The organism is Methanoregula sp., assembly GCF_041645475.1.
GTDB lineage: Archaea > Halobacteriota > Methanomicrobia > Methanomicrobiales > Methanospirillaceae > Methanoregula.
Genome location: NZ_JBAZQA010000003.1, coordinates 260,391 through 284,851, shown reverse-complemented (window position 1 = coordinate 284,851; position 24,461 = coordinate 260,391). Strand labels below are relative to the sequence as shown.

Here is a 24,461-nt window from a genome sequence, read left to right as displayed (position 1 = left end):
GTTCAGGAATTCATGAACACCAGTTTTCCTGCTCTCTCGTCAACCACGATCTCCTTGTCTTTGTTTACGGTTCCATCGAGAATCATTTTTGACAATTCATTGAGCACGCTCTTCTGGATCACCCGCTTGATCGGCCGTGCACCGAATTGCGGGTCAAAGCCCTGGATGGCGATGAACCGGATGGCTCTTTCGGTTGCCCGGATCCGGATCTCGCTCTTGATGAGCATCTTCTGGACAAGCCCGAGCTGGAGCCCGACAACCTCCTGGATCTCATCCTGGGTGAGCGGCCGGAACATGATGATCTCATCGATCCGGTTGAGGAATTCGGGCCGTATGGTCTTCTTGAGCAGTTCGAAGACCTCCTGGCGGGTGCGGTCAAAGACCTCGTCGCAGTTTTTATCGGTGACATTCTCCAGGTTTTCCTGAATGATGTGAGACCCGATGTTCGAGGTCATGATGATGATGGTATTCTTGAAATCCACGGTGCGGCCCTTGTTGTCGGTCAGGCGGCCGTCGTCAAGGACCTGCAGGAGGATATTGAATACATCCGGATGGGCTTTCTCGATCTCATCCAGCAGTACCACGGAATAGGGTTTTCTCCGGACTGCTTCGGTCAGCTGCCCGCTCTCTTCATAGCCCACATAGCCCGGGGGGGCCCCGACAAGCCTTGAAACAGTATGCCGTTCCTGGTACTCCGACATATCGATCCGCACCATGCTGTTTTCGTTGTTGAAGAGGATCTCTGCCAGGGCTTTTGCGAGTTCGGTCTTCCCGACACCGGTTGTACCCAGGAAGATGAACGACCCGATAGGACGCTTTGTGTCCTGCAGCCCTGCCCGGCTCCGGCGGATTGCATCGGAGACCGCCCCGATGGCCTCATCCTGGCCTACAACGCGCCTATGGAGTTCGTCTTCGAGCCCCAGCAGTTTCTGTTTCTCGCTCTGGAGCATACGGGAGACGGGGATGCCGGTCCAGCGGGAGACCACTTCGGCAATCTCCTCGGCATCCACTTCCTCGTTCACCATCGCGGAATCCTTCTGCAGCACGGTCAGTTTTCCTTTGAGCCCTTCGATGGTCTTTTCGGCTGTAGGGATACGACCATAGCGGATCTCTGCCACCTTTCCAAGATCGGCCTTGCGTTCAGCACTGTCGGCCTCGAACTTCAGGTTCTCGATCTCCGTCTTGCGTGCCTGGATCTGTTCTACCAGATCTTTCTCCGATTGCCACTTTGCCTGCAACTGGTTTCGTTCCTCGGTCAGGTTCCCGATCTGTTCATTGAGCCCTTTGAGTTTTCCCTGATCTTTCTCACGCTTGATGGCTTCCCGTTCAATTTCCAGCTGGCGGATCCTGCGCTCAATAATCTCCAGTTCTTCCGGTTTTGAGTTGATCTCAAGGCGGAGTTTTGCTGCTGCTTCATCAATAAGATCAATTGCCTTGTCGGGAAGGAAACGGTCGGAGATATAGCGTTGCGAAAGTTCAACGGCAGCAATGATCGCCTCATCCTTGATTCGTACATGGTGATGGGTCTCGTATTTCTCCTTGATGCCACGCAGGATGGAGATGGCAGAAAGCGTGTCCGGCTCATTTACCATCACCGGCTGGAAACGTCGTTCGAGCGCCTTGTCCTTCTCGAAATATTTCTGGTATTCTTTTAACGTGGTTGCGCCGATGACGTGCAGTTCTCCCCGTGAAAGCGCGGGCTTGAGGATATTTGCCGCGTCCAGAGCGCCCTCGCTTGCGCCGGCCCCGACTAGGGTATGAATCTCGTCTATGAAAAGGACGATCTCCCCTTCAGCAGCTATCACCTCCTTGATCACGCTTTTTAACCGTTCTTCAAATTCTCCCTTGAACTTGGCCCCGGCGATCAGGGCTCCCATGTCGAGGGAATAAATCTGCTTTGATTTCAGGTTATCCGGTACATCCCCGTCAATGATCCGGTGGGCAAGACCTTCGGCAATGGCGGTTTTTCCAACACCCGGTTCCCCGATGAGGATCGGGTTGTTCTTTGTTCTCCGGGAAAGGATCTGCAGCACCCTGCGGATCTCTTCGTCCCGGCCGATCACCGGATCGAGTTTCCCGGTACGGGCCAGATCATTCAGGTTCCGGGCAAACCTGCTCAGGGAATTATAGGACTCTTCTGCGTCCTGGTTCTTCACCGTTGAACCTTTCCGCAACTGGCCGATGGCAGTCTTTAAGCCTTTCTCGTTAACACCGTTCTCCTTCAGCAGCCGGGAGGTGCAGTCGTTCACTGACAGGATCCCAAGGAGAAGATGCTCGATGGAGACAAATTCATCCTTGAATTCCTGGGCAAGTGCGGCGGCTTTCTGCAGGGATTTGGTAGCATCACTGGAGAGGAACTGTTCCCCGCCGCCACTGACAATCGGGTACGAGTCGACAATCCTGTCAAGCGCAGGGATGAAACTATCCAGGTTCACATTCATTTTTTTAAGGAGATACGGGATGACATTCTCGTCAACCGTAAGCATCCCTTTGAGTAAATGAGCTGTCTCGATAGCCTGGTTCTGTTTTGCCGCTGCAATTTCCGTTGCTTTCCCTACGGCTTCCTGTGATTTGATGGTAAAATTGTTGAAATTCATAATGATGGCTGTCCACATTTCGTTGTTCGAATTTCGCTATTCAATATGCGTAATAGTGTTTTTTCCTGTCAAATAGTTTGTCAATACGGCAGGTTATCCGAGGCTGGATGAATGGCAAAGAGAGTACTCCCCTCCTGAGTTTTGATTTCCCGTTCCTCCCGCGGTACGTAATTACTCCCGGCTCCCGGCATGACTCCGGACCACCCAGCCAATAGGTTCCTGCAATCCTGATGGTGGGCCTTTCCACCCGGAACCGCATCTCATGCCTGCCCTGAACCTTTTTATTCCTTTATCCCCGACTAACATCTATGAAGATTATTGCCTTGAACGGGAGCCCCCGAAAGAAATGGAACACCGCAACGCTCCTTGAACATGCGCTTGACGGTGCAAGGGCTGAAGGAGCGAAAACCAAACTGATCCACCTTTATGACCTTGACTATAAGGGCTGCGTCAGCTGCTTTGCCTGCAAGCGGGTAAATGGGAAGAGTTACGGGCACTGTGCCCGGAAAGATGACCTCACAGAGATATTTGAAAAAATTGAGAAAACCGACGCGATTCTCATAGGTTCTCCCATATATTACGGGATAACAACCGGAGAGACCCGGTCCTTCCTTGAACGGCTGATGTTCCAGTACTCGGTCTATGACCTGGAGCGGTCAACGCTCTTTGGGAAGAAGATCCGGACCGGGTTCATCTACACGGCCGGGGCAACGGATGCAATGGTGAGGGAGATGGGTTTTGACCGGAATGCGAAAGGAATGGAGATGGCGATGGAGCGGATCTTCGGCTCGTGCGAGTCGCTCTTTGTCACCGATACGTACCAGTTTTCCGATTATTCGAAATATGTCGCCACGCGGTTTGACCCGGAGGAGAAGAAGAGATGGCGGGACGAGCACTTCCCTGAGGACTGCCGACGGGCCTATGCACTCGGGGCACGGCTGGTTAAGAACATCAGGTAATTTTTCCTGTTGCCGGCTGCCGGATTTGAAAAAATGGAATAGAGAGAATTATAAAAAAGGGGAATATGTATGGTATTACCCGATGACGTGTCAGTTATTGCCCCCTGCGGGATGAACTGCGGGATATGCCGGGCGTACCTGCGGGAGAAGAACCGGTGCCCCGGTTGCCGGGGAGCAGATGAGACGAAACCAAAGAGCTGCCGGAGTTGCGCAATGAAAACCTGCGAAGAACTTATAAGCAACAATCTGGACTACTGTTTCTCCTGTGCGAAATATCCCTGCAACCGGGTACAACATATCGACAAACGGTACCGGACCCGATACGCCATGAGCATGATAGGAAACCTTGAGAATATCAGAACCCTTGGTATACAGGAATTTTTTGAAAACGAGACGACCCGATGGGCCTGCCCGGCCTGCGGGGGAACTATCTGCGTGCATACCGGGAAATGCCACTCCTGTGGAGAAAAAAAGGAATGAATTATTCTCGGTATTCATGAAAGCCCCGTGTTTTCTCACTCATTTCCGAAGGCTGTATCGCAGGCTTCCCGCCGTGGTCACTCCCGGAGGCCCTCCTTTCCCCGTACCATCCGGATTATTGTCTCCCGTATCTTCAGGAATTCCGGATTTGCCATTTCCCGTGGATGGGGAATATCGACATACAGGATCCCGGCTACAACCGCGGGCCGTGCGGACAGGACAATAATCCGGTCCGCGAGATAGATTGCCTCAGTCGGGTTATGGGTGACCAGAAGGATGGTGGTCCTGAGATCCTCGCGTATTCTCATCACTTCGTCTTCAAGTTCCCGGCGGGTGAATGGATCGAGCGCGGAAAATGGTTCGTCCATCAGGAGCACGGAGGGCTTGATAGCCAGCGCCCGGGCAACCGAGGCCCGCTGTTTCATCCCTCCGGAGAGCTGGTGCGGGTAGGCTTTTGCAAATGAGTCCAGGTGCGTGAGCGAGAGGAGACCCTCAGCCCTTTTTGCGATCTCCTCTTCAGAGAGTTTCTGCACAGAAAGCCGCAGGCCGTACACGATGTTGTCATACACGGTAAGCCACGGGAAAAGTGCATGGTCCTGGAAGACCATGGCGGTCGTTGGTTTCCCGGTTTTATCTTTGGATGCCTCGCGGATGGTGCCGGTGTCCGCGTGTTCGAGATCGTTGATGATCCGGAGCAGCGTGGACTTCCCGCACCCGGACGGGCCCATGATACAGACAATCTCGTTCTCCTCAACCTCAAAGGATATGCCGTCAAGGGTCCGGCAGATGCTCTCACCGTCTGTGAATGTTTTGGTGATCCCTTCAATGGAAAGTACTGGTGCCATAATCACTCCTTCCCCTGCCAGCCAAAGAGCCGCGCCTGTCCGGCCCGGAAGATGATATCCGCCCCAAGGCCGATGATACCGATGATGACCATACCGGCACCTATTACCTGGATCTGCCCGAGGTTATAGGCATACATGATCAAAAACCCGACACCGGCGGATGTTCCCGGCAGCATCTCGGCGGCAACTACGCACATCCAGGCAACTCCGAACGAGACCCGGAGGCCTGTCCAGATCATAGGGAGGGCCCCGGGAAAGACCACGGTTTTGAGCTGCTCGAAGGTTGTTGCATGGAACATCTCCGATACTTCGATCCACCGCTTCCGCACACCCTGAACCCCGTCAATTGTGTTGATAAGGATGGGGAAGAATGCCCCCATAGCTATGATGAAGAGGATGGAGTTGAATCCGATACCAAACCATGCAATGGCAAACGGCATCCAGGCAATCGGGGGCACGGGGCGGAGGATCTGGATAACCGGGTTGAAGTATACCTGGATCTCCCGCGACCATCCGATAAGAAGGCCGGATGGGATGGCGAGTGCGGCCGCAACAAGGAAACCGGTCAGCACTTCACGGAGGCTGACGAGGGTGTTTGCGAGGAGGCTCTGGCCGCCGAGAATGGGTTCTGTCGGGTGAAGCAGCACGGAAAAGATCTCCCCAAGCGGTGGAAGGATGTAATTGTTCTGGATAAGGAGGGCAAAGCCTTCCCACGCAACCAGCAGGAGGACGATTACCAGGAGTCCTTTGCCATATTCAAGTAAAGTCTGTCTCGAAATTAGTACCATAGAGAGTCACCGTGATATTCTCATACGTGCAGGCTTCGCGCACCATATCCTCCTGGATTGAGCTCTGGACCGTTGCTATGACCAGGGGTTTGCCGGCAGCAGAGCGGGTTTTTGCCCACCGGACAAATCCGGGCCAGTCCCTGCAGGGAGCCTTGTTTCCCACAACGAGCCCCGAGCCGCCGGTATTGATTGACTGGATGATGGACGACGGGTTGCCAAGGCCAATCTGTAGTTCTGCGGGAACCGATCCAACAAAGGCTCCATCCAGGGCATTCTGACCTATCGTTGTCATGATGCCTCCGCCGGACTGGCCGGGAATGAGGTTGACTTTTGCAAATGGCTCTCCCTGTACAAGCAGCGTGCAGGAGGTCGGGCGGGAGGCCTGGGGATTGTCCGCAACCAGGCAGAAGTTGTACCTGTTGCAGAAATATGTTGAATCCTTGACCATGACATAGAGGGGGGCATAATTATCCGTTGAGGGAATGTACCCGATGTTGATCGTTGGGACGCTGCCTCCGGTATGGGGGACGAGGGATCCATTCAGGAACTGCTCCCCCCTGCGTGCAACGGACACATTCATCATTGAAAGAGGATTGTAGGCAGTGTCTGTTGTCGTTGCCATAACGCTCTGCACTATGCCGGATTCCGGTGGAACTGCCCGGGCTGTGAAGGCCATGTTGGCAAAGGATTGTTCCTCAACAGTAATCGGATTGAGCGATCCTACCGGGGTTAAGATGGGGTTGTTCCCAAATACCCAGGTGGCGGTGATATTTTCCGCAAGTGCAGGGTCTTCACTGGTACGGTTGATTGCGGCCGTTGTCAGGGCAGAGAGGAGTGCCGAGGAATCCGGCTCCTGGGAAATTACCCTGTTGCGCAGTACCAGGACATTGATTGCGGAATTGTTCCATTTTCCCGGAGGGGGGAGATCGGCTGGAACCGCAATCCGTTTCCCGATGCCGGAGAGCTGGGCATTCGATACCACCGGTTCCCAGATAAGGAATGCATCGATCTGGTTGGTATTGAGCAGCTGGGGCATGGAGCCGGCAGAGGCATACAGGAGGGATATCGAAGGATTGTCATCGGTCGGATATACGAGCCCGGGTACGGCGAAGAGGAGTATGAAGACGATGGATAAGACCAGGAGGCCGGCAAGGATGAATACAAGGGTGCCGTTTCCTGGTCTCTGCATGGATAGTTCCTTACGATTGTGGTACGATTTCCGGATATTTATGTTGTCATGGTTTGAAAATCCTGTATACCCTTAACGCGGCCCTCTCTGCGACCCGTCCTGCTCCGAAATGGGGACTCATCCCTTTAATACCTCATAAACCCCCAGTAGTGTTCAGTATGTGCAGTCAGATGCAGGGATTGAAGTTCACGGGAATGAACCCGGTCAGCAGGAGAAACTGATTACGAGTATGGAAAATTCAGTGAATGATGGATCGGAAGAACGGATCGCTGTTCTTGAGAGGAAGTTACAGGATATGGAACCTCTGGTCAAGGGGCTTATCGCAGAACTGCTCGACTTCAAGGCGCTCGCCATGAGTATGTCCCGTGAGGCCGAAGAACGCAGCCGGCAGGAACTGAAACAGGGGCAGGTGGTCCAGAGCACCCCTTACCCGGCACAGGCGGCTCCGTATGTCTCCGCTTCCGATGGCAGCACGGTAGTCCGGTTACGCAGTGCCCACCAGCCGGATGCCCCGGCTGCTCCACCGGAGCCGGAGATGGTCCGCATCATGCAAAATGACGGTACCATGAAACTGGAACCCCGGTTCGGAGGAGCCCTTAATACCTCTACCGTAGGGTACGGGCGAACCAAGAAAGGTACGTTTGCAACGGAGAAACAGGCCCCGCTAATTTACGCTGCCGACAAAGAGAAATCAGATTCCGCAAAGAAGTAAGGGCTGGTCCGCGACTGGGGCGATCGCCCTTGCGGGCAGGTTCCGGAATACTCCATCCTCTTTTTTGCCAGTTTCTTTGACTACCGGTGTTCCGGCAGGGGAATTTCCTGTTAACGTTACCTGGGTAATTCTGAAAAAAAATGTGAGTGACTTACGTGATCCGGAAAAAGACCCCTATCCTCAAATAGCGGGACGGGAAACCTGATAGCTGAAAAGAACGAACAAGAAGTGAAGAATGAAAAAAACAATTACGGTTTTCATGCTCATCATCGCCGTGGTGTTTCTTGCGGGATGCACCACAACTTCGAGCGTTGGCCAGGAGACTGCACGCGACTCTATCCGGGCCCACTATGAATATCACGATGACTGGTCGCCGGGTCTCGGCTGCTACGGGAAAGTTACCGGGTATGCCTACAATGCGGCAAATGTATCGGTCGACACCGTAGCATTGAACCTCAATCTCGTTAATACCAAAACCGGGACCATCCGCGATTCACGATCGGTTTTCATCGGGCCGATGGGGGTTGGACAGTCGGTGACATTTGAGTCGCTCCTGGATGGCGAATGCCTCCAGGATTACCGGGTTGACGGGTTCATCGTAAAATAATTCCCGCCATTCCTCTCCTCTTTTGTTTAGGTGTTCCGGAATACCTTTGCGTACATTAAGACACCGGCGTATGACCTCAAGGTATCCGGACCTGTCTCCGGTGCTGCGGGGAGATCCTCGCTTAAGCCACGCGTAACGCGGTAAACCGGCAGTATTGCAGTTTTCTTTGGCATCACCTTTTTTATCTCACCGGTGAAATAGGGCGCTGTGCCCGGTGCCAGAACCGTCCAGCCCGGGATCTGACTCCCAAAAACTACTGCCATGATCGAACTTGCCCTCATCGCGATCCTGCTGGCGCTCGCCTTCACGTTTACCAACGGGTTTCAGGATGCCAGTTCGATTGCGGCAACGTTCATAGCATCGCGGTCTGCAACCCCGAAGATGGGCATTATCCTTGTTGCAGTCATGTCCTTTTTCGGAGCCATAGGTGGCGGGAGTGCGGTTACCTTCACCCTCACGGGACTTCTCGAGATCTCGTCAGCTGCCCAGATCGTTGTTGTCCTGCTCGTTGCCATGGTTACGGCAACCTCCTGGAACCTCATAACCTGGAAGTTCGGCCTTCCCTCTTCCTCATCCCATTCCCTGATCGGGGGACTTATCGGTGCGGGTATTGCCGCTGCCGGGATCGGGAGCGTGTTCTGGGGCGTGGACGAACTCTTCGGCCCGGCCCACGAACTTGCGGGTTTTATCAAGATTATCTTCTTCTTTGTCCTCTCGGTTATCATCGGGTTTGTCGGAAGTTTCCTGATGCATAAATGCATGATGCTGCTCCTCCGGAATGCGGAGCGGACAATCAACCGGAAGATCATTGCCCTCAACTGGTGCGCAGCAGCAGTCATGGCCTTCTCGAACGCAGCCAACGACACCCAGAAACAGCTTGGGATCATAGCGCTCGTTCTCTTCTCGGCCGGCATGTCTGCCGTAGCGGATGTTCCGCTCTGGGCCCGGTTTGCGTGCGCTGTTCTCATTGCGCTCGGGACATTATCCGGGGGATGGAGGATCATGAATACGCTCGGGCGCAGGATCTTCCGGATCGATCCCATTCACTCGTTCGATTCCCAGTTCTTCTCAGCCGCATCTGTTGCCATGTCAACTGCTGCCGGGGCTCCCGTCTCGTCAACGCAGGTCATCACTATGTCGGTGCTCGGGGTCGGGGCGGCAGAGAACCCGAGAAAAGTGAAATGGGATGTAGGCAAGCATATCCTCATTGCCATGGCCGTGACCATACCGGTCACCATGCTCATATCCGGAATCCTTTACCTTGTATTTTCCCCTGTAATGGGAGTGTGATTATCGTATGGAAAAAACACCTGGAACAAACCTGCAGGGCGAGAAGAAAAACCTGTTCTCGTCTATCTTTCCCCGGGACTATGACTTTGAAGGGATGCTGGCCTGCCAGGCGGACCGGACCGTTGCCGGTGTGCAGGTGATGGTCTCGTGGCTGAAAGCCTGCCCGCTCTGCAACCCGGAGGAACTTGAACAGATCGAGAACGAGGTGGACGTCATGCGCCACGATATGGAAGCCAAGCTGATCAAATCCTTCTCCACCCCGTTTGACCGGCAGGATATCTACAGCATCTCCCGCCAGATGGACTATATTCTCAACATTGCAAAGGAGACGGCAAAAGAGATGTACGCGTTCAGGGTTGTCCCGGATAAGCCGATCCACGACATGGCCGAAAAACTCCTGGAGGGTACCGGGTGTATTGCCCGGGGCATCAAGTTTCTCAACGCGGACAAGAGTGCCGTTGAGCTGGAGATCCGGCACGCCCGGGATGCATACAATGCCATGGAAGAGATCTATATTGCAGGAATGGCAGAGCTTCTCACGACAAGCAATGCCATGCACGCGGTAAGGATGCTTGAGATCTACCACCACATGCGGCATGCCGGCCGGGCAATGCGGGAGACGCTCGATATCCTGCACAATGCGGTTATCGATCTTGCTTAAAAAAAAAATTCCTTATTTTCTTGCTTTCCGTATGATGGTGAGATCCCCAAGGGTAGGGGCAAGCTTGCTCTGGATCTTCTTCTCCGCCTCATCGACAGGAGCATCAACAAGCCGGATCTCGAGCGCCTTTTCGAGTTTTTTGCGGACATCCTCTTCCGGCATCAGTTCTGCGTTCTCGATCTTCTTGATGAGATGCTCCTTCTCCTTGATCAGCATGGCAAGATCTTTCTGGGATAATCCCTTTGCCATCCTTGCCTTGCGGATCCGATCCGCGTAATCCTCGACAATATCGCCTTCCATATAGTCGAAGAGATCCCGCTTCCGGTATGCTGACGGGGAAGCTGCCGGGGCTTTTGCCGCCCCCTGCCGGGATACTGCCGGGCGGGCGAGGTCTGTTCTTCTGACCTGCTGCACTTCAGTACCGAATTTTTCGCATTTGCTGCAGACCTGCAGCTCGGCCCCTTCCACGCGGACAAGTTTCGGGGAGCCTCGTATTGCTTCACCACACATTTCGCACTGCATAATCTCACAAAGAAGTAGCGTTTACGAGTATAAATTCCCACTGAATGGAAATATCGGTAAACACCGGCGCCTGCCTCCTCACAAACACTTTATATGCAGTTTCCCTATATAATTTGAGGCACGAGATGGCCGATACCCTTCACCAGTCCCCGGACCCCCAGACACCAGAGGAACTCTACCGGCTGTACCGGTCATTGTCTGAGCAGCTCCGCGAACAGCTGGGTCAGATCGAGAATGACAAGCACGATCTGGAAGTCCAGATGATGGAGCGTGTCGGCAACCTGGAATCCCGCAACCTCGAACTCCGCGAACAGCTCCGGCAGGTCGAGGCGGACAAGCGGTATATCGAGACCCAGAAGATCCGCTACGAGCGGGAAGTGCGAAAACTCAAAAGCGAGAGCGAGCAGCTCCGGAGCCCGCCGCTTATTATCGGGACCGTGACCGATGTTATCGACTCATCGCGCGTGATTGTGCGGTCCAGTGCTGGACCACGGTTCCTCGTAAGGAGCTCGCCATCCATCAGTCCGGAAGACTTAAAACCGGGCACCCGCTGCACCCTTAACCAGCAGTCGCTGGCTCTTGTGGAACTGCTCCCCACGTCCTTCGATTCAGCGGTCTACGGCATGGAGCTCGTTGATTCCCCTCAGGAGACGTACGCGGATATCGGCGGCCTGGAAGCGCAGATCAACGAGATCAAGGAAGCCGTTGAACTGCCGCTGAAGCGCCCGGAACTCTTCCTGCGGATCGGTATCGATCCCCCGAAGGGAGTTCTCCTTCACGGCCCGCCGGGCACGGGAAAAACCCTGCTCGCAAAAGCGGTGGCCCACGAGACCAACGCCCACTTCATGCGGGTTGTCGGCTCGGAACTGGTCCAGAAATATATTGGCGAAGGTGCCCGGCTTGTCCGCGAACTCTTCGACCTTGCCAAGAAGAAGGCCCCGACCATCATCTTCATCGATGAGATCGATGCGGTGGGGGCTAGCCGGACCGAGGCGAACACCTCCGGCGACCGCGAAGTCCAGCGCACGCTCATGCAGCTGCTGGCCGGCATGGACGGGTTCGAGAACCGGGGCGACGTCAAGATCATCGGAGCTACGAACCGGATCGATATTCTTGACAAGGCCCTGCTCCGCCCCGGCCGGTTCGACCGGATCATTGAAATTCCCCTGCCGGATGAAGTCGGCCGCTTATCCATCCTGAAAGTCCACTGCCGGTCGCTGACCGTTGATCCGGATGTTGATCTTCAGGAAGTTGCGCGTCAGACCGAAAGCAAGAACGGTGCAGATCTCCATGCAATCTGCATGGAAGCCGGGATGTTTGCGATCCGCAAGGACCGCCCGGCCATAACCCAGGAAGATTTCCTTTTGGCCATAACGAAAGTTGGCCAGGATTTCAACCGGAATACACCGGGTGGCGAAGGCGCAATGTTTGCCTGATCATCCGGAAACACTTTTTTCTCTGACTCCCTCATGTCTGCTCATGGACAACCCGCGATGAGTCTCATTTTATAGACTGACTGAATATACTTTCCGCCTTTTTTTAGCTATAATCCTGAACCCTGTTCTGATCATTTCAGAATAGCGGAAAAATAGCCATGTAACTTCCCGGTTCAATGCAGCACCTTTCCGGTGTGATGGTATGACCCGGGCCATTTTGGCATTATATATGGCGACAGGGTCCACGGATATCTGTCAATACTCAATACAGGAGACAAAAAATATGACCTTACTTGAACAAATCCGCGAAAACACCATTATTCTGCGAGCAGTTGAGGGAGTACCGCTCCTTCTCATTGGAATCGTCCTATTTGCTCTCGGAACCAGCCTTGCAAAAAAGACTCATTGAAATCTGAACTTTTCCGGGGTGCCGGATAGCACCCCCTTGTTTTTCCCGGGAATGGGTTGCCGGGTCTGGTTGCTGAATCCTCCCAACCATTCGGCATTTGATGTAACTGCTGGGTTCAATGAAAGCACAATCCGGTACAGGAATTTACCCGGAGCATTTCAGCATTTTATACCCGGATACGGCCTGCACGGTGCAACATTTTAGGAGACTGAATCAACCATGACGAATATCGGCGATGTAATCCGACAGATAGAAAAAGCCAGTTGTGACCCGGACTTTCCTCCGGATCAGAACCAGCGGGAGGCAGTTGACCGGATCCTGATCGCCCTCTATTCAGGAACGGTGGAATTTGTGGGGGGCAAGTAATGGCCCCTCATGGGATATCGCCCGGTCTTTCTCCAGGCTGTCGGAGGATCCCGTAAGCCCCCCGGGGATTCCTGAATTCGGGAACAATTTAAAAAAAAATCCGGGAACGCTTTTCGATGCGGATCAAGCAACCGTCCATCAGGATTCATCCGGGCCGCTTATCAGTTCGCCTTCATCCACTTCGTCCTCATTGCACCAGATTTCAATTGCTCGTGTAATATCGGCACACTCCCCTTGATAATCCCCGATGGTAGAACCCGGGCTCATGGGAAGCGTTGTTACCAGTTTCCCGTCCTTGAACCCGTAGAGTTTCCTGAACTTCCAGCCGTGCCCGAGTACAGCCGTCCGCTCGTAATAGACATCCTGTGCAAGTTCGTGGGTGAAATAAATACCCCTCTCCCATTCAAAGAGCGGTTCGCGGACGTACCGCCGGATATACCAGCGCAGCTCGGCAACCAGCGAGAGGGCGCTGCTGATCGTGGAACAGGAGATATACACCCCGCAGGGCTTTTTTTTCGGGTGGTAGAACCGCAGGACAAGGCGGCTGGTCTCGGAAGAAAAAAGGGTGTGATGGAGGTCGATGCCTTCCTTCTGGATCAGGAGGATATTCATCCACATCTCCCACAAAACCGGGATGCGCAGGGCATAGCACCGGATAATCAGGTATACATGCGGTTGTCAGAGATCGTTTCGTTCCTGACTTTACGGACTGCATCCATGAAGTCGACCATGCCGATGGTTTCTGCTTCGCGGCGAACTGCCATCATGCCGGCCTCGCGGCAGACCGCTTCGAGCTCGGCACCGGTTGCCTTCTCGGTCCGGAGCGCGATCTCCTCGAGATTGACCTCCGCAAGGTGCATGTTCCTTGAGTGGATCTTCAGGATCTGGAGCCGGGCCTCCTTGTCGGGAACCGGGATCTCGATGAGCCGGTCAAACCGGCCGGGCCGGAGGAGCGCCGGGTCGAGCATGTCAGCACGGTTGGTGGCAGCCATGATCCGGACATTTCCCCGGTTGTCGAACCCGTCCATCTCCGCGAGGAGCTGCATGAGCGTCCTCTGGACTTCTGCACTGCCGCTCGTCCCGTCGTTGGTGCGCATGCTGCCCACCGCATCGATCTCGTCGATGAAGATGATCGCTTTCTTGTGCTCGCGGGCAAGCTGGAAGAGCTCGCGGACAAGGCCGGCTCCTTCGCCAATGAACTTGTGCACGAGTTCGCTTCCGGACATGCGGATGAAGGTCGCGTTTGCCTCATGGGCAACAGCTTTTGCAATCAGGGTCTTGCCGGTTCCCGGTGCCCCGAAGAGCAGGATCCCTTTCGGGGGTTCGACACCGATGCGCCGGAAGATCTCCGGTTTTGTCAGCGGGTACTCGACTGCTTCGCGCACTTCCCGGATAACGTCCATGAGGCCGCCGATATCCGCATAGGTCTCCTGCGGCTTGTCGACAAGCTCCATGACCCGGATGCGCGAGTCATAGATGTTCCCGATCACCTTGACGATAGACAGGGCGTTGTTGACCGCAACCTTTGCACCGGGCTTCAAGATCGGCCGGATATCTTCCGGGGCATGGGTTAAGTATTCCTGGTTGTTTCCCTGCTGCCGCAGGTAGATCTCCCCGTTTTCAAGGATGTCGACTACCACGGCAACAAAGAGCGGCATGCGCTTGAGCTGGTTGTTCTCCCGCTTGAGCTGGCCATTTTCTTTTGTGAGATCGTCAACCTTCACCTTCATCTCAAGGAGGGCGGCTTCGAGCTCGTTGACCTGGATCTGGTATTTGAGCTCGGTTGAAGGCGCAGTGTTATTGACGGCAGTCTCTTCCATATCAATCTTATATTTTCATCTTCAACCATTTATGTGGTGTGATTTTGCTAATCAGGGGAAGAGGTATATCCAGAGGTACCGGAAGCGGGCTGCTTCTCGTAAGCCCGGCGCCGATATCGTTCCTGTCCGGCGTGGACCCGGCAACGGGAATCATTGTTGAGAAGGGGCATCCGAAACAGGGCGCATGCATTGCCGGCAGGGTGCTTGTATTTCCCTACGGGAAAGGATCAACGGTCGGATCCTATATCCTGTATGCCCTGAGCCGGAACGGCCACGCGCCTGCGGCTATCATCAACGTAGAAGCGGAGCCGATCATTGCAACCGGTGCGATCATCAGTGAGATTCCCATGATCGACCGCATCGATGTTTCGCTTGACCGGCTCATAGAGGGTACCCCGGTTACGGTCAATGGCGAAAGCGGGGAGATGGAATACGACGGCTCCTTTGCCGATGCCTGACCTGCAATTTTTGTTTTTGGGCACAAATATCAAATAACTGAGACGTGCATCTTCTGCTATGAAGTATAAATTTGCAATCTCTGTTATCATCCTTGTCTGTGCAGCACTTGCTTTTGCCGGCTGTACAACCCCCCAGGGAAGCACTGCATCTCCGGCAACGACCTCCGGGACGGCAGGCGCAACCGGTGCAGGAGCGCTGGTTACCCAGCCCACCGATGTTATTCCCGATTACAATGCTGTCACAGTTGATGTAGGAGAGAAGGATTACCTGGGCAAGATCCCGGTAACATTCCAGGGCGGGCAGGGACAGATCAGCGTCAAGAAGATTGATGTCAAGCTGACCCGTACTGACGGGACCACCCAGGCCGCCACGGTTGGGATCAAAAAAGGTGACAATGTTGAACTGGACGGAACCCGTGGAACCGGCTCCCTGCAGGGACAGCCCGACCGCGTCGAGGTCTGGGTTTCCATGAATAACGGGCAGACCTATAAGGTAGCCGATGTCCTGCGGGAATATCGCACCCGCGGATAATCCAGGGTCCGCTACAACACTCTTTTTTTAACCTCCGGACAAACCGGTCATCACTATGCAGGTCAACTGGAGGCTTATTTCAGCAGCACGGAACTCCTATGCTGCCCTGTACGCTGCTTGCGGGCAGGCCGAAATTGTCCTTGTGCCCGTTGAGAATCCTGTCGCTGATGTGACCTGTTACAGCCTTAACTCGATCAATGCCCGCCATTACCTGGATGAAATCTCAAAGGCGGACTGCGTCACCGTTGCCGGCGGTCCCCATGCCACGGCATGTTACGAAGATCTTGTTCAGTATGCCGATTATGTCATTGTCGGCGAAGGCGAGCACACTCTTCCCCGGCTCATTGGAGAGCTTGCCGCTGGGAGGAGCGGCCGGATCCCGGGTGTAGCAACCGGGGATTATTTCGAACCGGCTGATACCTGCGTACGGCTCGATGCATTCCCTGCCTTTTCCCAGATGAAAGGCTATGTCGAGATCAGCCGGGGGTGTCCGTTTGCCTGCGGCTACTGCCAGACCCCGCAGATATTCGGGCACTGCATGCGTCACCGGTCGATCGATGAGGCAGCCCGGTATGCGAACCGTTACGGGCAGGCACGGTTCGTATCCCCGAATGCTTTTGCCTATGGATCGGATGGTATCCATCCCCGGTGGGATAAGATCGAACACCTGCTTTCGAAGATCAACAGCGATATCTATTTCGGCACATTCCCCAGCGAAGTGCGGCCCGAGTTCGTCTGTACGGAATCACTTGACCTGGTGAACCGGTACTGCTCGAATACCCGGCTCCATTTCGGGGCCCAGTCCGGCAGCGATGCTGTGCTGCAACGCTTGCACCGTGGCCACACGACCGGTGATGTTGTCCACGCAACGGAACTGTGCCGGGACTATGGCATAACGCCAATCGTTGACTTTATCGTCGGATTCCCGTTCGAGACGGATGAAGACCAGAAGGAGACAACGGACCTGATCCGCTGGGTTGCCCGGTTCGGGAAAGTCCATGTCCACCTGTTCATCCCACTTCCCGGGACACCTCTCGCCGGAAGCACCGCGCGGCCACTCCTGACAGAAACCGAAAATCTCTGCGGAAAACTGGCTCTCGGGGGGAAATTGACGGGATCCTGGAACGATCCAGAGATAAGGTTTTTTAGACCCCCTTCAAATGATATACCATGAAAGATGTGCTATTGATAGCAGATCTCCATGGTCAATTCGGTAAAATTGATTCATTTCTGGAATTGAATCCAGAAGCGGTATTTATTGCAGGCGATATCACCAATATGGGTCCCGTTGACGCGGTTGATGACATGCTGGCACGAATCGATGTGCCGTGTTTTGCCGTACCCGGTAACTGTGACCCGCGTGAGATCATCGAGACGCTCGAACACTCCGATGCCGTGTGCATGCACGGCTCGCAGATCAACTTAGGGAAGATGACCATTGTCGGTGTCGGCGGTTCAAACCCGACACCCTTTGGTACCCCGTTCGAGCTGACCGACAAGCAGATAGATGACGTGTTGAACAGCGCGATGAAAAAGATGGAAAAGTCGGTCCACAATGTCCTTCTTTGCCATGCACCACCCTTTGAGACCCTCGACAAACCTGCCGGGGAGCACATCGGGAGCCACAGTATCCGCAAGCACATGAAGTCATTCGACATTGTGTGCTGTGCCCACATTCACGAAGCCCGTGGTATCATGGAAGTTGACGGCGTCAAGATCGTCAACCCCGGCCCGGCAATGGACGGCCACTGCGCCATGATCCACTTCGGGACTGATGCACGGGATATCAAGATTGAGCTGCTGACCGTTTAGAACGTCGGCTGATGAAGCCCGGTGGCGGGGGTAACCCTGTCCCTGGAAAACTTTTCTTATCTCAATTTTGCCGTTGTTCTGTAAGCGTTTTTGTTCTATCATACGTTTTCTGGCTGTTAGCCTCCGCTATGGTGCCTCCGGTTGTGATAGTATCACCGGTTCTGATACCCTCTCATTATGTCTGTTCCCGATGATGACCCGTGGTGCAAACCGGAATGTTACGGCTTACAAAAAAAATAAAAATCCCTGTGAATTTCCTAAAAAAATTCACAGCAGAATATCTGTATTTTTAAAAAAGGAAAAAATCAGATCCGGTTTTACCTAACGTAACGATCTCTTTTCCAGCAGCAGTTCCAGGTAGGATGCGAGAATCGGCTCACCGGTTGCCCCAATCTCTCGTGCAATTTTATCGATCCGGGCCGACGGATCGTCTGTCTCATCAGCTACAATGACTTCGATCTCGGCAAAGGTCCCGAGTTCGTCAACCCTGTCGAGGCAGATGGATGCAATCCCAAGTTTGTAGTTCTCCCGCCACTTGTTCACTTCCGTTGTTTTCGTAAATCCAAGGCGGAGGAGCATGGTCTCGAATGCAGTGCCTGATTCCACGGCAAAGTTGAGCTCTTCGCGGGCCTTGAGCCCGAACTTTTTGAGTTTTGGCCCTTTGTAGGTCACGACTGCATGGTCGTCCGAGTACCGGACCCGGACCGCCTCATCCGTTTTCCCGAAATCCCGGTGGGGGGCATTGTAATAGATGTCGTGTTCGTGCAGTTTTCCTAAGAATTCTGCGTTCTGTTCTGTCAGCCGTTCGCGGACCGGATCGAGCGAAGGGACCCTGACTTTGAGTTCAACTTCAAGCATGGTTGTGCCACACTTTTATCTGTCTTCATTGCGAATTAATGTAGTCAGGTGAACCATGGCAATTAAAGATGGAGATTTTATCCGACTGAGCTATACCGGCACAGTAAATGGCAATGTTTTTGACACCACCGATGAAGAGGAAGCCAAGAAAGCGGGAATCCACAGCAAAAACGCTCTCTATGGCCCGGTCACAATCTGTGTCGGCCAGAAACATGTGATTCTCGGTCTCGACGAGGAACTTGTCGGCAAGAAAGCCGGGTCCGAAGCAACGATTACCGTTGAGCCGGCAAAGGCATTCGGCGACCGCGACCCCAAGAAGATCCAGTCTTTCCCGAAGAACAAGTTCTCCGAGAAACCGGTTCGCGGCATGCCCGTGAAGATCGAAGAGGTCGGCGAAGGAACGGTTGTCGATGTCATTGGTTCAAAGGTTATTGTCGATTTCAATGCCCCGCTCGCCGGGCAGACTCTTACCTACTCGTATAAGATCGAAGAAGAGGTATCAGAACCCCTTGACCAGCTCAAGGGGCTCGTCCACCTCTATGCCGGAAGGGACATGGAGATCACCATGTCCGGCAGCACCGCAACGGTAATCCTGCCCCCGGGTATCAACTACGACCGCCGCTGGCTTCTCTGGCGTGGCCGGATCATCCACGAAGGTTTCGAGCAGATTGCCGGTATTTCCGAGATTACTCTTGTTGAGACCTTCAAGAAACCTGAAAAGAAAGAAGAATAAATTCCATTCTTTTTTTTTTATTTTTTGACAATCCAGTTTTTTACCGGCTGCTGGAAGTAATCGGCTTTTTTTAATAGAGCAACAACGCAATAATCACTATGGACAAGTCATCAGGTATTATCTCCGTATTTTTTTTACTCCTGTTTGCTGGAGTCCTTATCGCGGGCTGTTCCAGTGATACTCCTTCATCCAATGCAACTGCTGCCCAACCGGGTGTCACAACTGCGGCTTCATCCGGGGCCCTGTACTCTGCCGGGGATATCATCAAAAACCCAAAATCCTCCTCTGGCACTGCACTGCTGATCATCAAATACGATGCCGGTGCGGATACGTATGAGCGGGCCTACATCTACCCCAACAGCGACGGAACCTGGGGCTACCGGATGGATTCCAAGACCGAGAAGATAAGCCGGTCGATCATTGAAAAGGTGTACACCCAGAAGGTTGGTACAAAATCGGTATCGGCTATTCCCATCAGCACTCCTACTGCCGCAGTGACTGCAACGCAGGTCTATACCACAAAAGCCACCACGGCTGCATCAGCAACCACGGCTACGACAACCACCACCTCCACAGCCGGTCTGCCAAAAGTGATCAGTATCGAGCCCGATAACGGTAAAACCGGAACCTCGGTATCCATTACGGAACTCAAAGGGGTCAATTTCGTTACGGGTGCAACCGTTGTCCTGGTAAAATCCGGCGGTACGAATATTACCGCAACCAGCGTGAGTGTATCGTCAGCCAATCTTATGACCTGCACCTTTTCCCTGCCCTCCGATGCTTCCGTGGGATACTGGGATGTTCTGGTGACGAACCCGAACGGGCAATATCACCAGTTTAAGAACGGATTCAATGTGCGCCAGGGAAGTACTTCCTCAACAACAACGACTACAACTACGACAACGTCCGCTTCAACAACCGCCCCAACTATCAGCAGTATCTCCCCTACATCGGTGATAGGTTCGGACCGTCACTCAATAACCATTTCTGGATCCAACTTCCGAAGTGGCATTATGGGAAAACTCACGCAGAGTAGTACCACCATCACTTCCGTTTCGGATTGTTTGATTGAGTCTGGCTTGACCCAGATGGTATGCAAATTTGACATTCCCACCGGAACATATGGGAGTTGGTCACTGGTAGTAACTAATTCCGATGGCTCATCTGTGACAGCGCCAACAACACTTACTGTGAATACTTGACGACACTCTTTTTTTCATAATTTCCTATGTTTTTGTGAAGCAAATTTGAATCCCGATATACAAATCTTGTAAGTGATTGCAACAACGTCAGTCATTATTTGAGGATCACGTTTTGGAAACGTTATATCGCAGCAGTGTTGCAACATCCCAATCGCAGCAAGCCTTCCCCATTTTGAACCTTGAAATGAAGACAAGGATAAAAGCCCGCATGGACTTAACCCGTTCCCGGGGGTGACACCAGGATTTCGGAGACGCGTGCAGGCAATCAGGGTCTGCCGAATTTTTTTTGATCGCGATCAAAGGGTGTTGGTAAATCTGCCTACTGTAGGATAATTATCCGTTTGTAGGATATTTATCCAACAATAAATTATTTTTTCCGGTGTGAGACGTCCGACCGATCAGTCAAGGATCGATTGAAAAAATTCAGGCAGGGGGTGAGGGGGTGATTGAAATTTTTTTGCCGGAGATCGATTGCAATTCAAAAATCGGCTCCCCACATGGTGATGCAGAATCCAAACCTTCAGATTTAGGTATACGAAAAATGCCCCGGAACGATCCTTTCACTGTCTACGATGCCCATCAGGGCTCCGTCCGCACCCAATGCCGCGATCATGGGCAGACACCCCCGGGAAGAACCGGTCCCGGTACTCGTTAATAATCCTACACCTTATGGGATAAGACCGCCCTGCCATCAGACATACATTCCCGCTCATCAATCCGGGCCAGGAACGGGCTTATTTTCCCATCAGGGTCCGGTGGTGAACACAAAAATGGAACCTTTTTGTCCACCACGGAAATTATTCCCGTAATTTGTGGCGGAAGTTAAAAACCGGTCAAATTGCGGGGGATTATTTTTTCCCTTTAACGGTGTTCTGCAGAGAGTGTTTTTTTGTCGGACTTGTATCATGTGGTACCCGATCGGGTCCCCGGAAGCCAAGATGGGCCATAATCCGGATTGGGAATGTACAGGAAAATCTGGGGTTATTGATCCATTCTGAAATGAGTGAAGTACTGGGTCCGGGTTCTTCGGGCTGGAGGTACACGTTCGGAGCAGCACCCCGGATACGAACGCCGGTTTCTACCGGGAAGACAAATTATACCGCAGCAGTGCCGCAATCCCGCCGAGTGCAACCAGTCGCTCGCCGGGCTCGAAACTGGAGGAGAGAACAACGATCGCTGCCCGCATGGACTCTGCCTGCTCGATGAGGAGGGTGATCTCCGGGTCCCGCAAAAGCGTGTCGGCAATCAGGACTTGCTCCACAGCGCCATACCCGATCGCCTCCTGCACTTCCTTACGGCCATAGGCAACCGCTCCTTCCTGCGCTATCCGGAGCAGGACCTCATCCATCATCCGGACTTCGCGGGAGAGCTGGAGATCCTCGATGAGCTTGTCGAGCGCACCCTTGCCGATCACTTCCTGCACGGCTCCTCGTCCAATCCGCCGCGTCTCGACAACAACCGCCTTCTCCATGAGCGGGCCCGCCCGGCTCTTCGCAAACTTTACAAAATCGTCCTTGATGAACCCCGGGCCTGCTATGATCAGCGGGCCGGAGATATCGTTTATGTGTCCGAGCACCGTATCGAAGAAAACGGTCCTTGATTCCGTTTCCGCACCCTTGCCGCTGCCGCTTGTGATCGTTATGATACTCTCCGGGCCGTACTGCCGCAGCCGGAAAAGTTCTGCCTCCCCCTCTTCCAGGGTAAGGATGTGGATGACCCCGTACACCGATGCCCTGACCGCCCGTTCGATCCGCTCCCGTTCGAGCGGCCTCCAGTGTTTGATGACCGAGATCTCGTAGCCGGTCTCCACGTTGATCGTGTGGTAAGCCCCGGTATCCACGCCATGCTCGATGATACCGGTGAGCCGGAGCCGGACCCCGTGCTCGGAGAATTCCAGACGCTCTATCCGGACGCCAAGACGCACCGGGCGCTTCTCCACTTTTTCCGGCCGGATCTTGTCACCGGCAGTATCGACACTCCGGAATGTGGTTGCAAACACCATGTCGCCGGGAGCGATGATATGCTGGAGATGCCAGAGATCATCGATGCTCTCCGGGAGCAGCCGGATCTCACCCTCGTTTCCCCGGATCTCGCCGTACTCAGCCTTCATGGTGCCCTGCAATGTCCGAACCGCCGGGGGGAACAAATGCAGCCACCGCGTCGGTGTTGAGGATATTTTTTAATGCCTTGAGCTCGTCATCGGCAAATTTTTCCTTGAGGATCCGGAGGACTTTCTTGGCAACATCGTTTGGTTCGAACTGTCCCGGCCTGAGTTCGACAAATGTCCGGGTTTTTCCCTGGATAACCGATGGCGGTCCGCCGATTACCGTGGTATTTGGCTCGATCATGATCCCGATACAGGTTGCAAGCGGAACATTCCGGTAATACGTCCGCTCTCCCCGGACAATGAATGAGCCCCGGGAAACGAACTCCCCGGACTCCGGCGTCTTGCTCACCTGCGACGGGAGGGCGGAATAGACGTCGGCAGAGAAATGCCCGCTCCGCCAGGCTCCCGAATACGATGCTGCGAACTGGGCCACTTCGTCCATATGGGTGGTTTTGCCTTTGACGATCACGACACTTGCCCCGTGGACATCGGCGTGAACGAAGAGGTCGCCCCCGGCCATGTATTTCTTGACCAGTTCCTCGTTCTGCCCGGCGTCCCTTCCCCCGAGAACCACAACCCCGTCGCTCGTGATAAACCAGCGGAAACGGTGGTACCAGAGTTTTTTCAAGGGAACAAATTCCCTGCGCTGGGGTTTTTTGACCGCAACAACCGCCCTTGACATTGCGACAAGCGCCCCCTCTTTCTTCTTTTTGAATTTCTTGATGATATCGTAATACCGGCCGGCGTTCTGCTCAACGCCCTCGTGAACAAAGATCTTCACTTTCTTTCCGAGGTCTATATCTACCGCCGCATCTTCAGGATAGAACGCAACGATCTTCTTTGCGTCTTCGGTTTCTGCCTGCCGTATCTTCTTCTCGATCTCCTGCCACGAGATCTTTTTGCTTGCCTCGTCAAGAGTGGTTATCAGCTGGCCGATGAGCTGGTAGTTCTCGTAAATGGCATTGACGAGCTCCTCGGTATTTTTTATTGTCCGGTCGAATTTTTTGAGGGCTGCTTCCTGATGGGTGCGGATACGATCCTCTTTGGCTATCTTTGGCCGGGATGACGACTTCTTCTCTTTTTTTGTGAGGGGATAAAAGGCCTCAAGGGCGAGAGAGAACGTGGGGTACGATGTAACCCCGACTCCGCCCCAGAGATCGACCGGCTCGCAGTGCTTGGGCGCTATGACGGGTGTGGGCATTTCCAGAACCCGTAAAAAAAGTGCCTGGATCGACTGGAACACTTTTGCCGGATCGGCTGATGCAGCGGGAACGGTTTTTTCCACGCCCGCTTCACGACAGATATATTCTGCATACGTTCCGCCAAACATGCACCCGATTGCAAGTGCCCGGACCAGATCCCGGTCATCTTTTGCAAGTACCTCTGCAAGATTTTCTGAAGAAGCCGTAGGATCAGAACTTCCAAGGGTATACTGGGCACCGGGAACTACCTCCCGGTCCTTGAAGCGGTGGTGCCGGAGCGGTTTTACGATCCGGTAATTCTCATCGGCCAGGATAATATTGCCTTCATCGAACAGCTCCAGAATAAGGTGATACGTTGTCGTACCCTTGCCCACGTCAAAAATAAGAATCCGTTCCAGGCCGTGCTGGCGGATGGCAAGCACTTTTCCACCGGAGAGGTATTTCCGGAGCAGCATGGCGAACTGCGGCGGGTTTTTCGGGGGTTCGGGGAGGTCCGTGACCAGGTGGGCCCGTCTTCCTGCTTCAATGAGCAACTGGTACCGCTTCTTGTTCTCACCATTGAGGCGGATTGCGAGCGTCCGGGTATCGAACTGGTATACCTTGTCGATCCAGAGCGGCAGCTTGTTGCACAACTCGGCTGTCATCGCCTTGACGTCGATCCCGCTCATTCCCTGCTCGGATGCCATAGATACAGTACATAGTATGCGGCAACTAAAAAAAACACGGTCCTGTTTCATCCCATGAGCACATTCCGGGGAAGTACGGAGCACGTTCATGAGGTCTCAACCGGCAACGCGCTCTTTTGCCAAACTGGACGCGTACCCTGATGTGCGCAGACGGGATTTTGATACTAACTTACATATGGCTTGCGCACCA

At 53.8% G+C, this 24,461-nt stretch carries 26 protein-coding genes; 15 read left to right on the top strand and 11 right to left on the bottom strand.

Annotated features, from left to right (window positions below):
• Nucleotides 1-2: 2 nt before the first annotated feature.
• Nucleotides 3-2,597 carry an ATP-dependent chaperone ClpB gene (clpB, locus tag WC598_RS04740; RefSeq protein WP_372960355.1) on the bottom strand — a complete coding sequence of 865 codons (2,595 nt, stop codon included), beginning with the start codon at nt 2,595-2,597 and terminating at the stop codon, nt 3-5.
• A 308-nt stretch (nt 2,598-2,905) separates the two neighbouring features.
• On the opposite strand from clpB, the gene WC598_RS04735 reads away from it, so the two are divergent.
• Together WC598_RS04735 and WC598_RS04730 are read left to right on the top strand one after the other, a co-directional pair.
• Nucleotides 2,906-3,556, top strand: a complete 651-nt coding sequence (locus WC598_RS04735; protein ID WP_372960319.1) for a flavodoxin family protein — start codon at nt 2,906-2,908, stop codon at nt 3,554-3,556.
• A 69-nt stretch (nt 3,557-3,625) separates the two neighbouring features.
• A complete protein-coding gene (locus WC598_RS04730) occupies nt 3,626-4,036 on the top strand; it encodes a DUF3795 domain-containing protein (protein WP_372960318.1) in 411 nt (136 codons plus the stop codon).
• Nucleotides 4,037-4,113: 77 nt separating this feature from the next.
• Here WC598_RS04730 and WC598_RS04725 read toward each other — a convergent pair whose 3' ends face one another.
• Genes WC598_RS04725 through WC598_RS04715 form a run of 3 tightly spaced genes read right to left on the bottom strand, consistent with a single transcriptional unit; the run spans nt 4,114 to nt 6,858 of the window.
• Nucleotides 4,114-4,881, bottom strand: coding sequence for an ABC transporter ATP-binding protein (locus WC598_RS04725; protein WP_372960317.1), 768 nt, complete (start codon nt 4,879-4,881; stop codon nt 4,114-4,116).
• A gap of 2 nt (nt 4,882-4,883) precedes the next feature.
• Complete coding sequence (locus WC598_RS04720) at nt 4,884-5,669, bottom strand: ABC transporter permease (protein WP_372960316.1); 786 nt, start codon at nt 5,667-5,669, stop codon at nt 4,884-4,886.
• Nucleotides 5,638-6,858, bottom strand: a complete 1,221-nt coding sequence (locus WC598_RS04715) for an ABC transporter substrate-binding protein (protein ID WP_372960315.1) — start codon at nt 6,856-6,858, stop codon at nt 5,638-5,640. The genes WC598_RS04720 and WC598_RS04715 overlap by 32 nt, the downstream gene beginning before the upstream one ends.
• Nucleotides 6,859-7,087: 229 nt before the next feature.
• On the opposite strand from WC598_RS04715, the gene WC598_RS04710 reads away from it, so the two are divergent.
• Together WC598_RS04710 and WC598_RS04705 are read left to right on the top strand one after the other, a co-directional pair.
• Nucleotides 7,088-7,570 carry a hypothetical protein gene (locus tag WC598_RS04710; RefSeq protein WP_372960314.1) on the top strand — a complete coding sequence of 161 codons (483 nt, stop codon included), beginning with the start codon at nt 7,088-7,090 and terminating at the stop codon, nt 7,568-7,570.
• 235 nt (nt 7,571-7,805) lie between these two features.
• Nucleotides 7,806-8,177, top strand: coding sequence for a hypothetical protein (locus WC598_RS04705; RefSeq protein WP_372960313.1), 372 nt, complete (start codon nt 7,806-7,808; stop codon nt 8,175-8,177).
• A 26-nt stretch (nt 8,178-8,203) separates the two neighbouring features.
• Here the strand turns inward: WC598_RS04705 and WC598_RS04700 are convergent, their stop codons facing one another.
• Nucleotides 8,204-8,458: a hypothetical protein gene (locus WC598_RS04700; RefSeq protein WP_372960312.1), complete on the bottom strand. Its 255-nt coding sequence runs from the start codon at nt 8,456-8,458 to the stop codon at nt 8,204-8,206.
• Here WC598_RS04700 and WC598_RS04695 point away from each other — a divergent pair.
• Entirely contained in the window at nt 8,439-9,467 is a 1,029-nt protein-coding gene (locus WC598_RS04695) for an anion permease (protein ID WP_372960311.1), read from the top strand. The genes WC598_RS04700 and WC598_RS04695 overlap by 20 nt on opposite strands.
• A gap of 7 nt (nt 9,468-9,474) precedes the next feature.
• The gene (locus WC598_RS04690; RefSeq protein ID WP_372960310.1) at nt 9,475-10,128 is read left to right on the top strand and encodes a DUF47 domain-containing protein; all 654 of its coding nucleotides are present in this window, start codon (nt 9,475-9,477) and stop codon (nt 10,126-10,128) included.
• A 12-nt stretch (nt 10,129-10,140) separates the two neighbouring features.
• On the opposite strand, the gene WC598_RS04685 is transcribed toward WC598_RS04690, so the two are convergent.
• Nucleotides 10,141-10,650, bottom strand: a complete 510-nt coding sequence (locus WC598_RS04685) for a multiprotein bridging factor aMBF1 (RefSeq protein WP_372960309.1) — start codon at nt 10,648-10,650, stop codon at nt 10,141-10,143.
• Between the two features lie 260 nt (nt 10,651-10,910).
• On the opposite strand from WC598_RS04685, the gene WC598_RS04680 reads away from it, so the two are divergent.
• The 3 genes from WC598_RS04680 (at nt 10,911) to WC598_RS04670 (ending at nt 12,861) form a co-directional block, all read left to right on the top strand.
• Nucleotides 10,911-12,086, top strand: coding sequence for a proteasome-activating nucleotidase (locus WC598_RS04680; RefSeq protein WP_372960354.1), 1,176 nt, complete (start codon nt 10,911-10,913; stop codon nt 12,084-12,086).
• Nucleotides 12,087-12,369: 283 nt separating this feature from the next.
• On the top strand, nt 12,370-12,495 hold the full coding sequence (locus WC598_RS04675) for a hypothetical protein (RefSeq protein WP_372960308.1): 126 nt from the start codon (nt 12,370-12,372) through the stop codon (nt 12,493-12,495).
• A gap of 219 nt (nt 12,496-12,714) precedes the next feature.
• Nucleotides 12,715-12,861, top strand: coding sequence for a hypothetical protein (locus tag WC598_RS04670; protein ID WP_372960307.1), 147 nt, complete (start codon nt 12,715-12,717; stop codon nt 12,859-12,861).
• 138 nt (nt 12,862-12,999) lie between these two features.
• Here the strand turns inward: WC598_RS04670 and WC598_RS04665 are convergent, their stop codons facing one another.
• Both WC598_RS04665 and WC598_RS04660 read right to left on the bottom strand, forming a co-directional pair.
• Nucleotides 13,000-13,473 carry a DUF5804 family protein gene (locus tag WC598_RS04665; RefSeq protein WP_372960306.1) on the bottom strand — a complete coding sequence of 158 codons (474 nt, stop codon included), beginning with the start codon at nt 13,471-13,473 and terminating at the stop codon, nt 13,000-13,002.
• 47 nt (nt 13,474-13,520) lie between these two features.
• Nucleotides 13,521-14,681 carry a proteasome-activating nucleotidase gene (locus tag WC598_RS04660; protein WP_372960305.1) on the bottom strand — a complete coding sequence of 387 codons (1,161 nt, stop codon included), beginning with the start codon at nt 14,679-14,681 and terminating at the stop codon, nt 13,521-13,523.
• Between the two features lie 44 nt (nt 14,682-14,725).
• On the opposite strand from WC598_RS04660, the gene WC598_RS04655 reads away from it, so the two are divergent.
• From WC598_RS04655 to WC598_RS04640, 4 genes are read left to right on the top strand one after another with little or no spacing between them, the layout of a single operon-like run.
• The gene (locus WC598_RS04655; protein ID WP_372960353.1) at nt 14,726-15,139 is read left to right on the top strand and encodes a DUF126 domain-containing protein; all 414 of its coding nucleotides are present in this window, start codon (nt 14,726-14,728) and stop codon (nt 15,137-15,139) included.
• A 58-nt stretch (nt 15,140-15,197) separates the two neighbouring features.
• Nucleotides 15,198-15,671 (top strand): hypothetical protein, encoded by a 474-nt coding sequence (locus WC598_RS04650; RefSeq protein WP_372960304.1) that lies wholly within the window; start codon nt 15,198-15,200, stop codon nt 15,669-15,671.
• 55 nt (nt 15,672-15,726) lie between these two features.
• A complete protein-coding gene (locus tag WC598_RS04645; protein ID WP_372960303.1) occupies nt 15,727-16,845 on the top strand; it encodes a TIGR04013 family B12-binding domain/radical SAM domain-containing protein in 1,119 nt (372 codons plus the stop codon).
• Entirely contained in the window at nt 16,842-17,483 is a 642-nt protein-coding gene (locus tag WC598_RS04640; protein WP_372960302.1) for a metallophosphoesterase, read from the top strand. The genes WC598_RS04645 and WC598_RS04640 overlap by 4 nt, the downstream gene beginning before the upstream one ends.
• A gap of 321 nt (nt 17,484-17,804) precedes the next feature.
• Here the strand turns inward: WC598_RS04640 and cyaB are convergent, their stop codons facing one another.
• A complete protein-coding gene (gene cyaB / locus WC598_RS04635) occupies nt 17,805-18,341 on the bottom strand; it encodes a class IV adenylate cyclase (RefSeq protein ID WP_372960301.1) in 537 nt (178 codons plus the stop codon).
• 55 nt (nt 18,342-18,396) lie between these two features.
• On the opposite strand from cyaB, the gene WC598_RS04630 reads away from it, so the two are divergent.
• Entirely contained in the window at nt 18,397-19,074 is a 678-nt protein-coding gene (locus WC598_RS04630) for a peptidylprolyl isomerase (RefSeq protein WP_372960300.1), read from the top strand.
• Nucleotides 19,075-19,172: 98 nt separating this feature from the next.
• On the top strand, nt 19,173-20,276 hold the full coding sequence (locus WC598_RS04625) for an IPT/TIG domain-containing protein (protein ID WP_372960299.1): 1,104 nt from the start codon (nt 19,173-19,175) through the stop codon (nt 20,274-20,276).
• A 1,078-nt stretch (nt 20,277-21,354) separates the two neighbouring features.
• On the opposite strand, the gene WC598_RS04620 is transcribed toward WC598_RS04625, so the two are convergent.
• Complete coding sequence (locus tag WC598_RS04620) at nt 21,355-22,386, bottom strand: mRNA surveillance protein pelota (protein ID WP_372960298.1); 1,032 nt, start codon at nt 22,384-22,386, stop codon at nt 21,355-21,357.
• Nucleotides 22,376-24,271 (bottom strand): ribosome rescue protein RqcH, encoded by a 1,896-nt coding sequence (gene rqcH / locus WC598_RS04615; RefSeq protein WP_372960297.1) that lies wholly within the window; start codon nt 24,269-24,271, stop codon nt 22,376-22,378. Before rqcH ends, WC598_RS04620 begins: the two co-directional genes overlap by 11 nt.
• Nucleotides 24,272-24,461: the final 190 nt, after the last annotated feature.

What these genes read in the sequence shown, in the direction of transcription:
- clpB (WP_372960355.1), bottom strand. Translation starts at nt 2,597, where the DNA reads ATGAATTTCAACAATTTTACCATCAAATCACAGGAAGCCGTAGGGAAA.
- WC598_RS04735 (WP_372960319.1), top strand. Translation starts at nt 2,906, where the DNA reads ATGAAGATTATTGCCTTGAACGGGAGCCCCCGAAAGAAATGGAACACC.
- WC598_RS04730 (WP_372960318.1), top strand. Translation starts at nt 3,626, where the DNA reads ATGGTATTACCCGATGACGTGTCAGTTATTGCCCCCTGCGGGATGAAC.
- WC598_RS04725 (WP_372960317.1), bottom strand. Translation starts at nt 4,881, where the DNA reads ATGGCACCAGTACTTTCCATTGAAGGGATCACCAAAACATTCACAGAC.
- WC598_RS04720 (WP_372960316.1), bottom strand. Translation starts at nt 5,669, where the DNA reads ATGGTACTAATTTCGAGACAGACTTTACTTGAATATGGCAAAGGACTC.
- WC598_RS04715 (WP_372960315.1), bottom strand. Translation starts at nt 6,858, where the DNA reads ATGCAGAGACCAGGAAACGGCACCCTTGTATTCATCCTTGCCGGCCTC.
- WC598_RS04710 (WP_372960314.1), top strand. Translation starts at nt 7,088, where the DNA reads ATGGAAAATTCAGTGAATGATGGATCGGAAGAACGGATCGCTGTTCTT.
- WC598_RS04705 (WP_372960313.1), top strand. Translation starts at nt 7,806, where the DNA reads ATGAAAAAAACAATTACGGTTTTCATGCTCATCATCGCCGTGGTGTTT.
- WC598_RS04695 (WP_372960311.1), top strand. Translation starts at nt 8,439, where the DNA reads ATGATCGAACTTGCCCTCATCGCGATCCTGCTGGCGCTCGCCTTCACG.
- WC598_RS04700 (WP_372960312.1), bottom strand. Translation starts at nt 8,458, where the DNA reads ATGAGGGCAAGTTCGATCATGGCAGTAGTTTTTGGGAGTCAGATCCCG.
- WC598_RS04690 (WP_372960310.1), top strand. Translation starts at nt 9,475, where the DNA reads ATGGAAAAAACACCTGGAACAAACCTGCAGGGCGAGAAGAAAAACCTG.
- WC598_RS04685 (WP_372960309.1), bottom strand. Translation starts at nt 10,650, where the DNA reads ATGCAGTGCGAAATGTGTGGTGAAGCAATACGAGGCTCCCCGAAACTT.
- WC598_RS04680 (WP_372960354.1), top strand. Translation starts at nt 10,911, where the DNA reads ATGATGGAGCGTGTCGGCAACCTGGAATCCCGCAACCTCGAACTCCGC.
- WC598_RS04675 (WP_372960308.1), top strand. Translation starts at nt 12,370, where the DNA reads ATGACCTTACTTGAACAAATCCGCGAAAACACCATTATTCTGCGAGCA.
- WC598_RS04670 (WP_372960307.1), top strand. Translation starts at nt 12,715, where the DNA reads ATGACGAATATCGGCGATGTAATCCGACAGATAGAAAAAGCCAGTTGT.
- WC598_RS04665 (WP_372960306.1), bottom strand. Translation starts at nt 13,473, where the DNA reads ATGAATATCCTCCTGATCCAGAAGGAAGGCATCGACCTCCATCACACC.
- WC598_RS04660 (WP_372960305.1), bottom strand. Translation starts at nt 14,681, where the DNA reads ATGGAAGAGACTGCCGTCAATAACACTGCGCCTTCAACCGAGCTCAAA.
- WC598_RS04650 (WP_372960304.1), top strand. Translation starts at nt 15,198, where the DNA reads ATGAAGTATAAATTTGCAATCTCTGTTATCATCCTTGTCTGTGCAGCA.
- WC598_RS04645 (WP_372960303.1), top strand. Translation starts at nt 15,727, where the DNA reads ATGCAGGTCAACTGGAGGCTTATTTCAGCAGCACGGAACTCCTATGCT.
- WC598_RS04640 (WP_372960302.1), top strand. Translation starts at nt 16,842, where the DNA reads ATGAAAGATGTGCTATTGATAGCAGATCTCCATGGTCAATTCGGTAAA.
- cyaB (WP_372960301.1), bottom strand. Translation starts at nt 18,341, where the DNA reads ATGCTTGAAGTTGAACTCAAAGTCAGGGTCCCTTCGCTCGATCCGGTC.
- WC598_RS04630 (WP_372960300.1), top strand. Translation starts at nt 18,397, where the DNA reads ATGGCAATTAAAGATGGAGATTTTATCCGACTGAGCTATACCGGCACA.
- WC598_RS04625 (WP_372960299.1), top strand. Translation starts at nt 19,173, where the DNA reads ATGGACAAGTCATCAGGTATTATCTCCGTATTTTTTTTACTCCTGTTT.
- WC598_RS04620 (WP_372960298.1), bottom strand. Translation starts at nt 22,386, where the DNA reads ATGAAGGCTGAGTACGGCGAGATCCGGGGAAACGAGGGTGAGATCCGG.
- rqcH (WP_372960297.1), bottom strand. Translation starts at nt 24,271, where the DNA reads ATGGCATCCGAGCAGGGAATGAGCGGGATCGACGTCAAGGCGATGACA.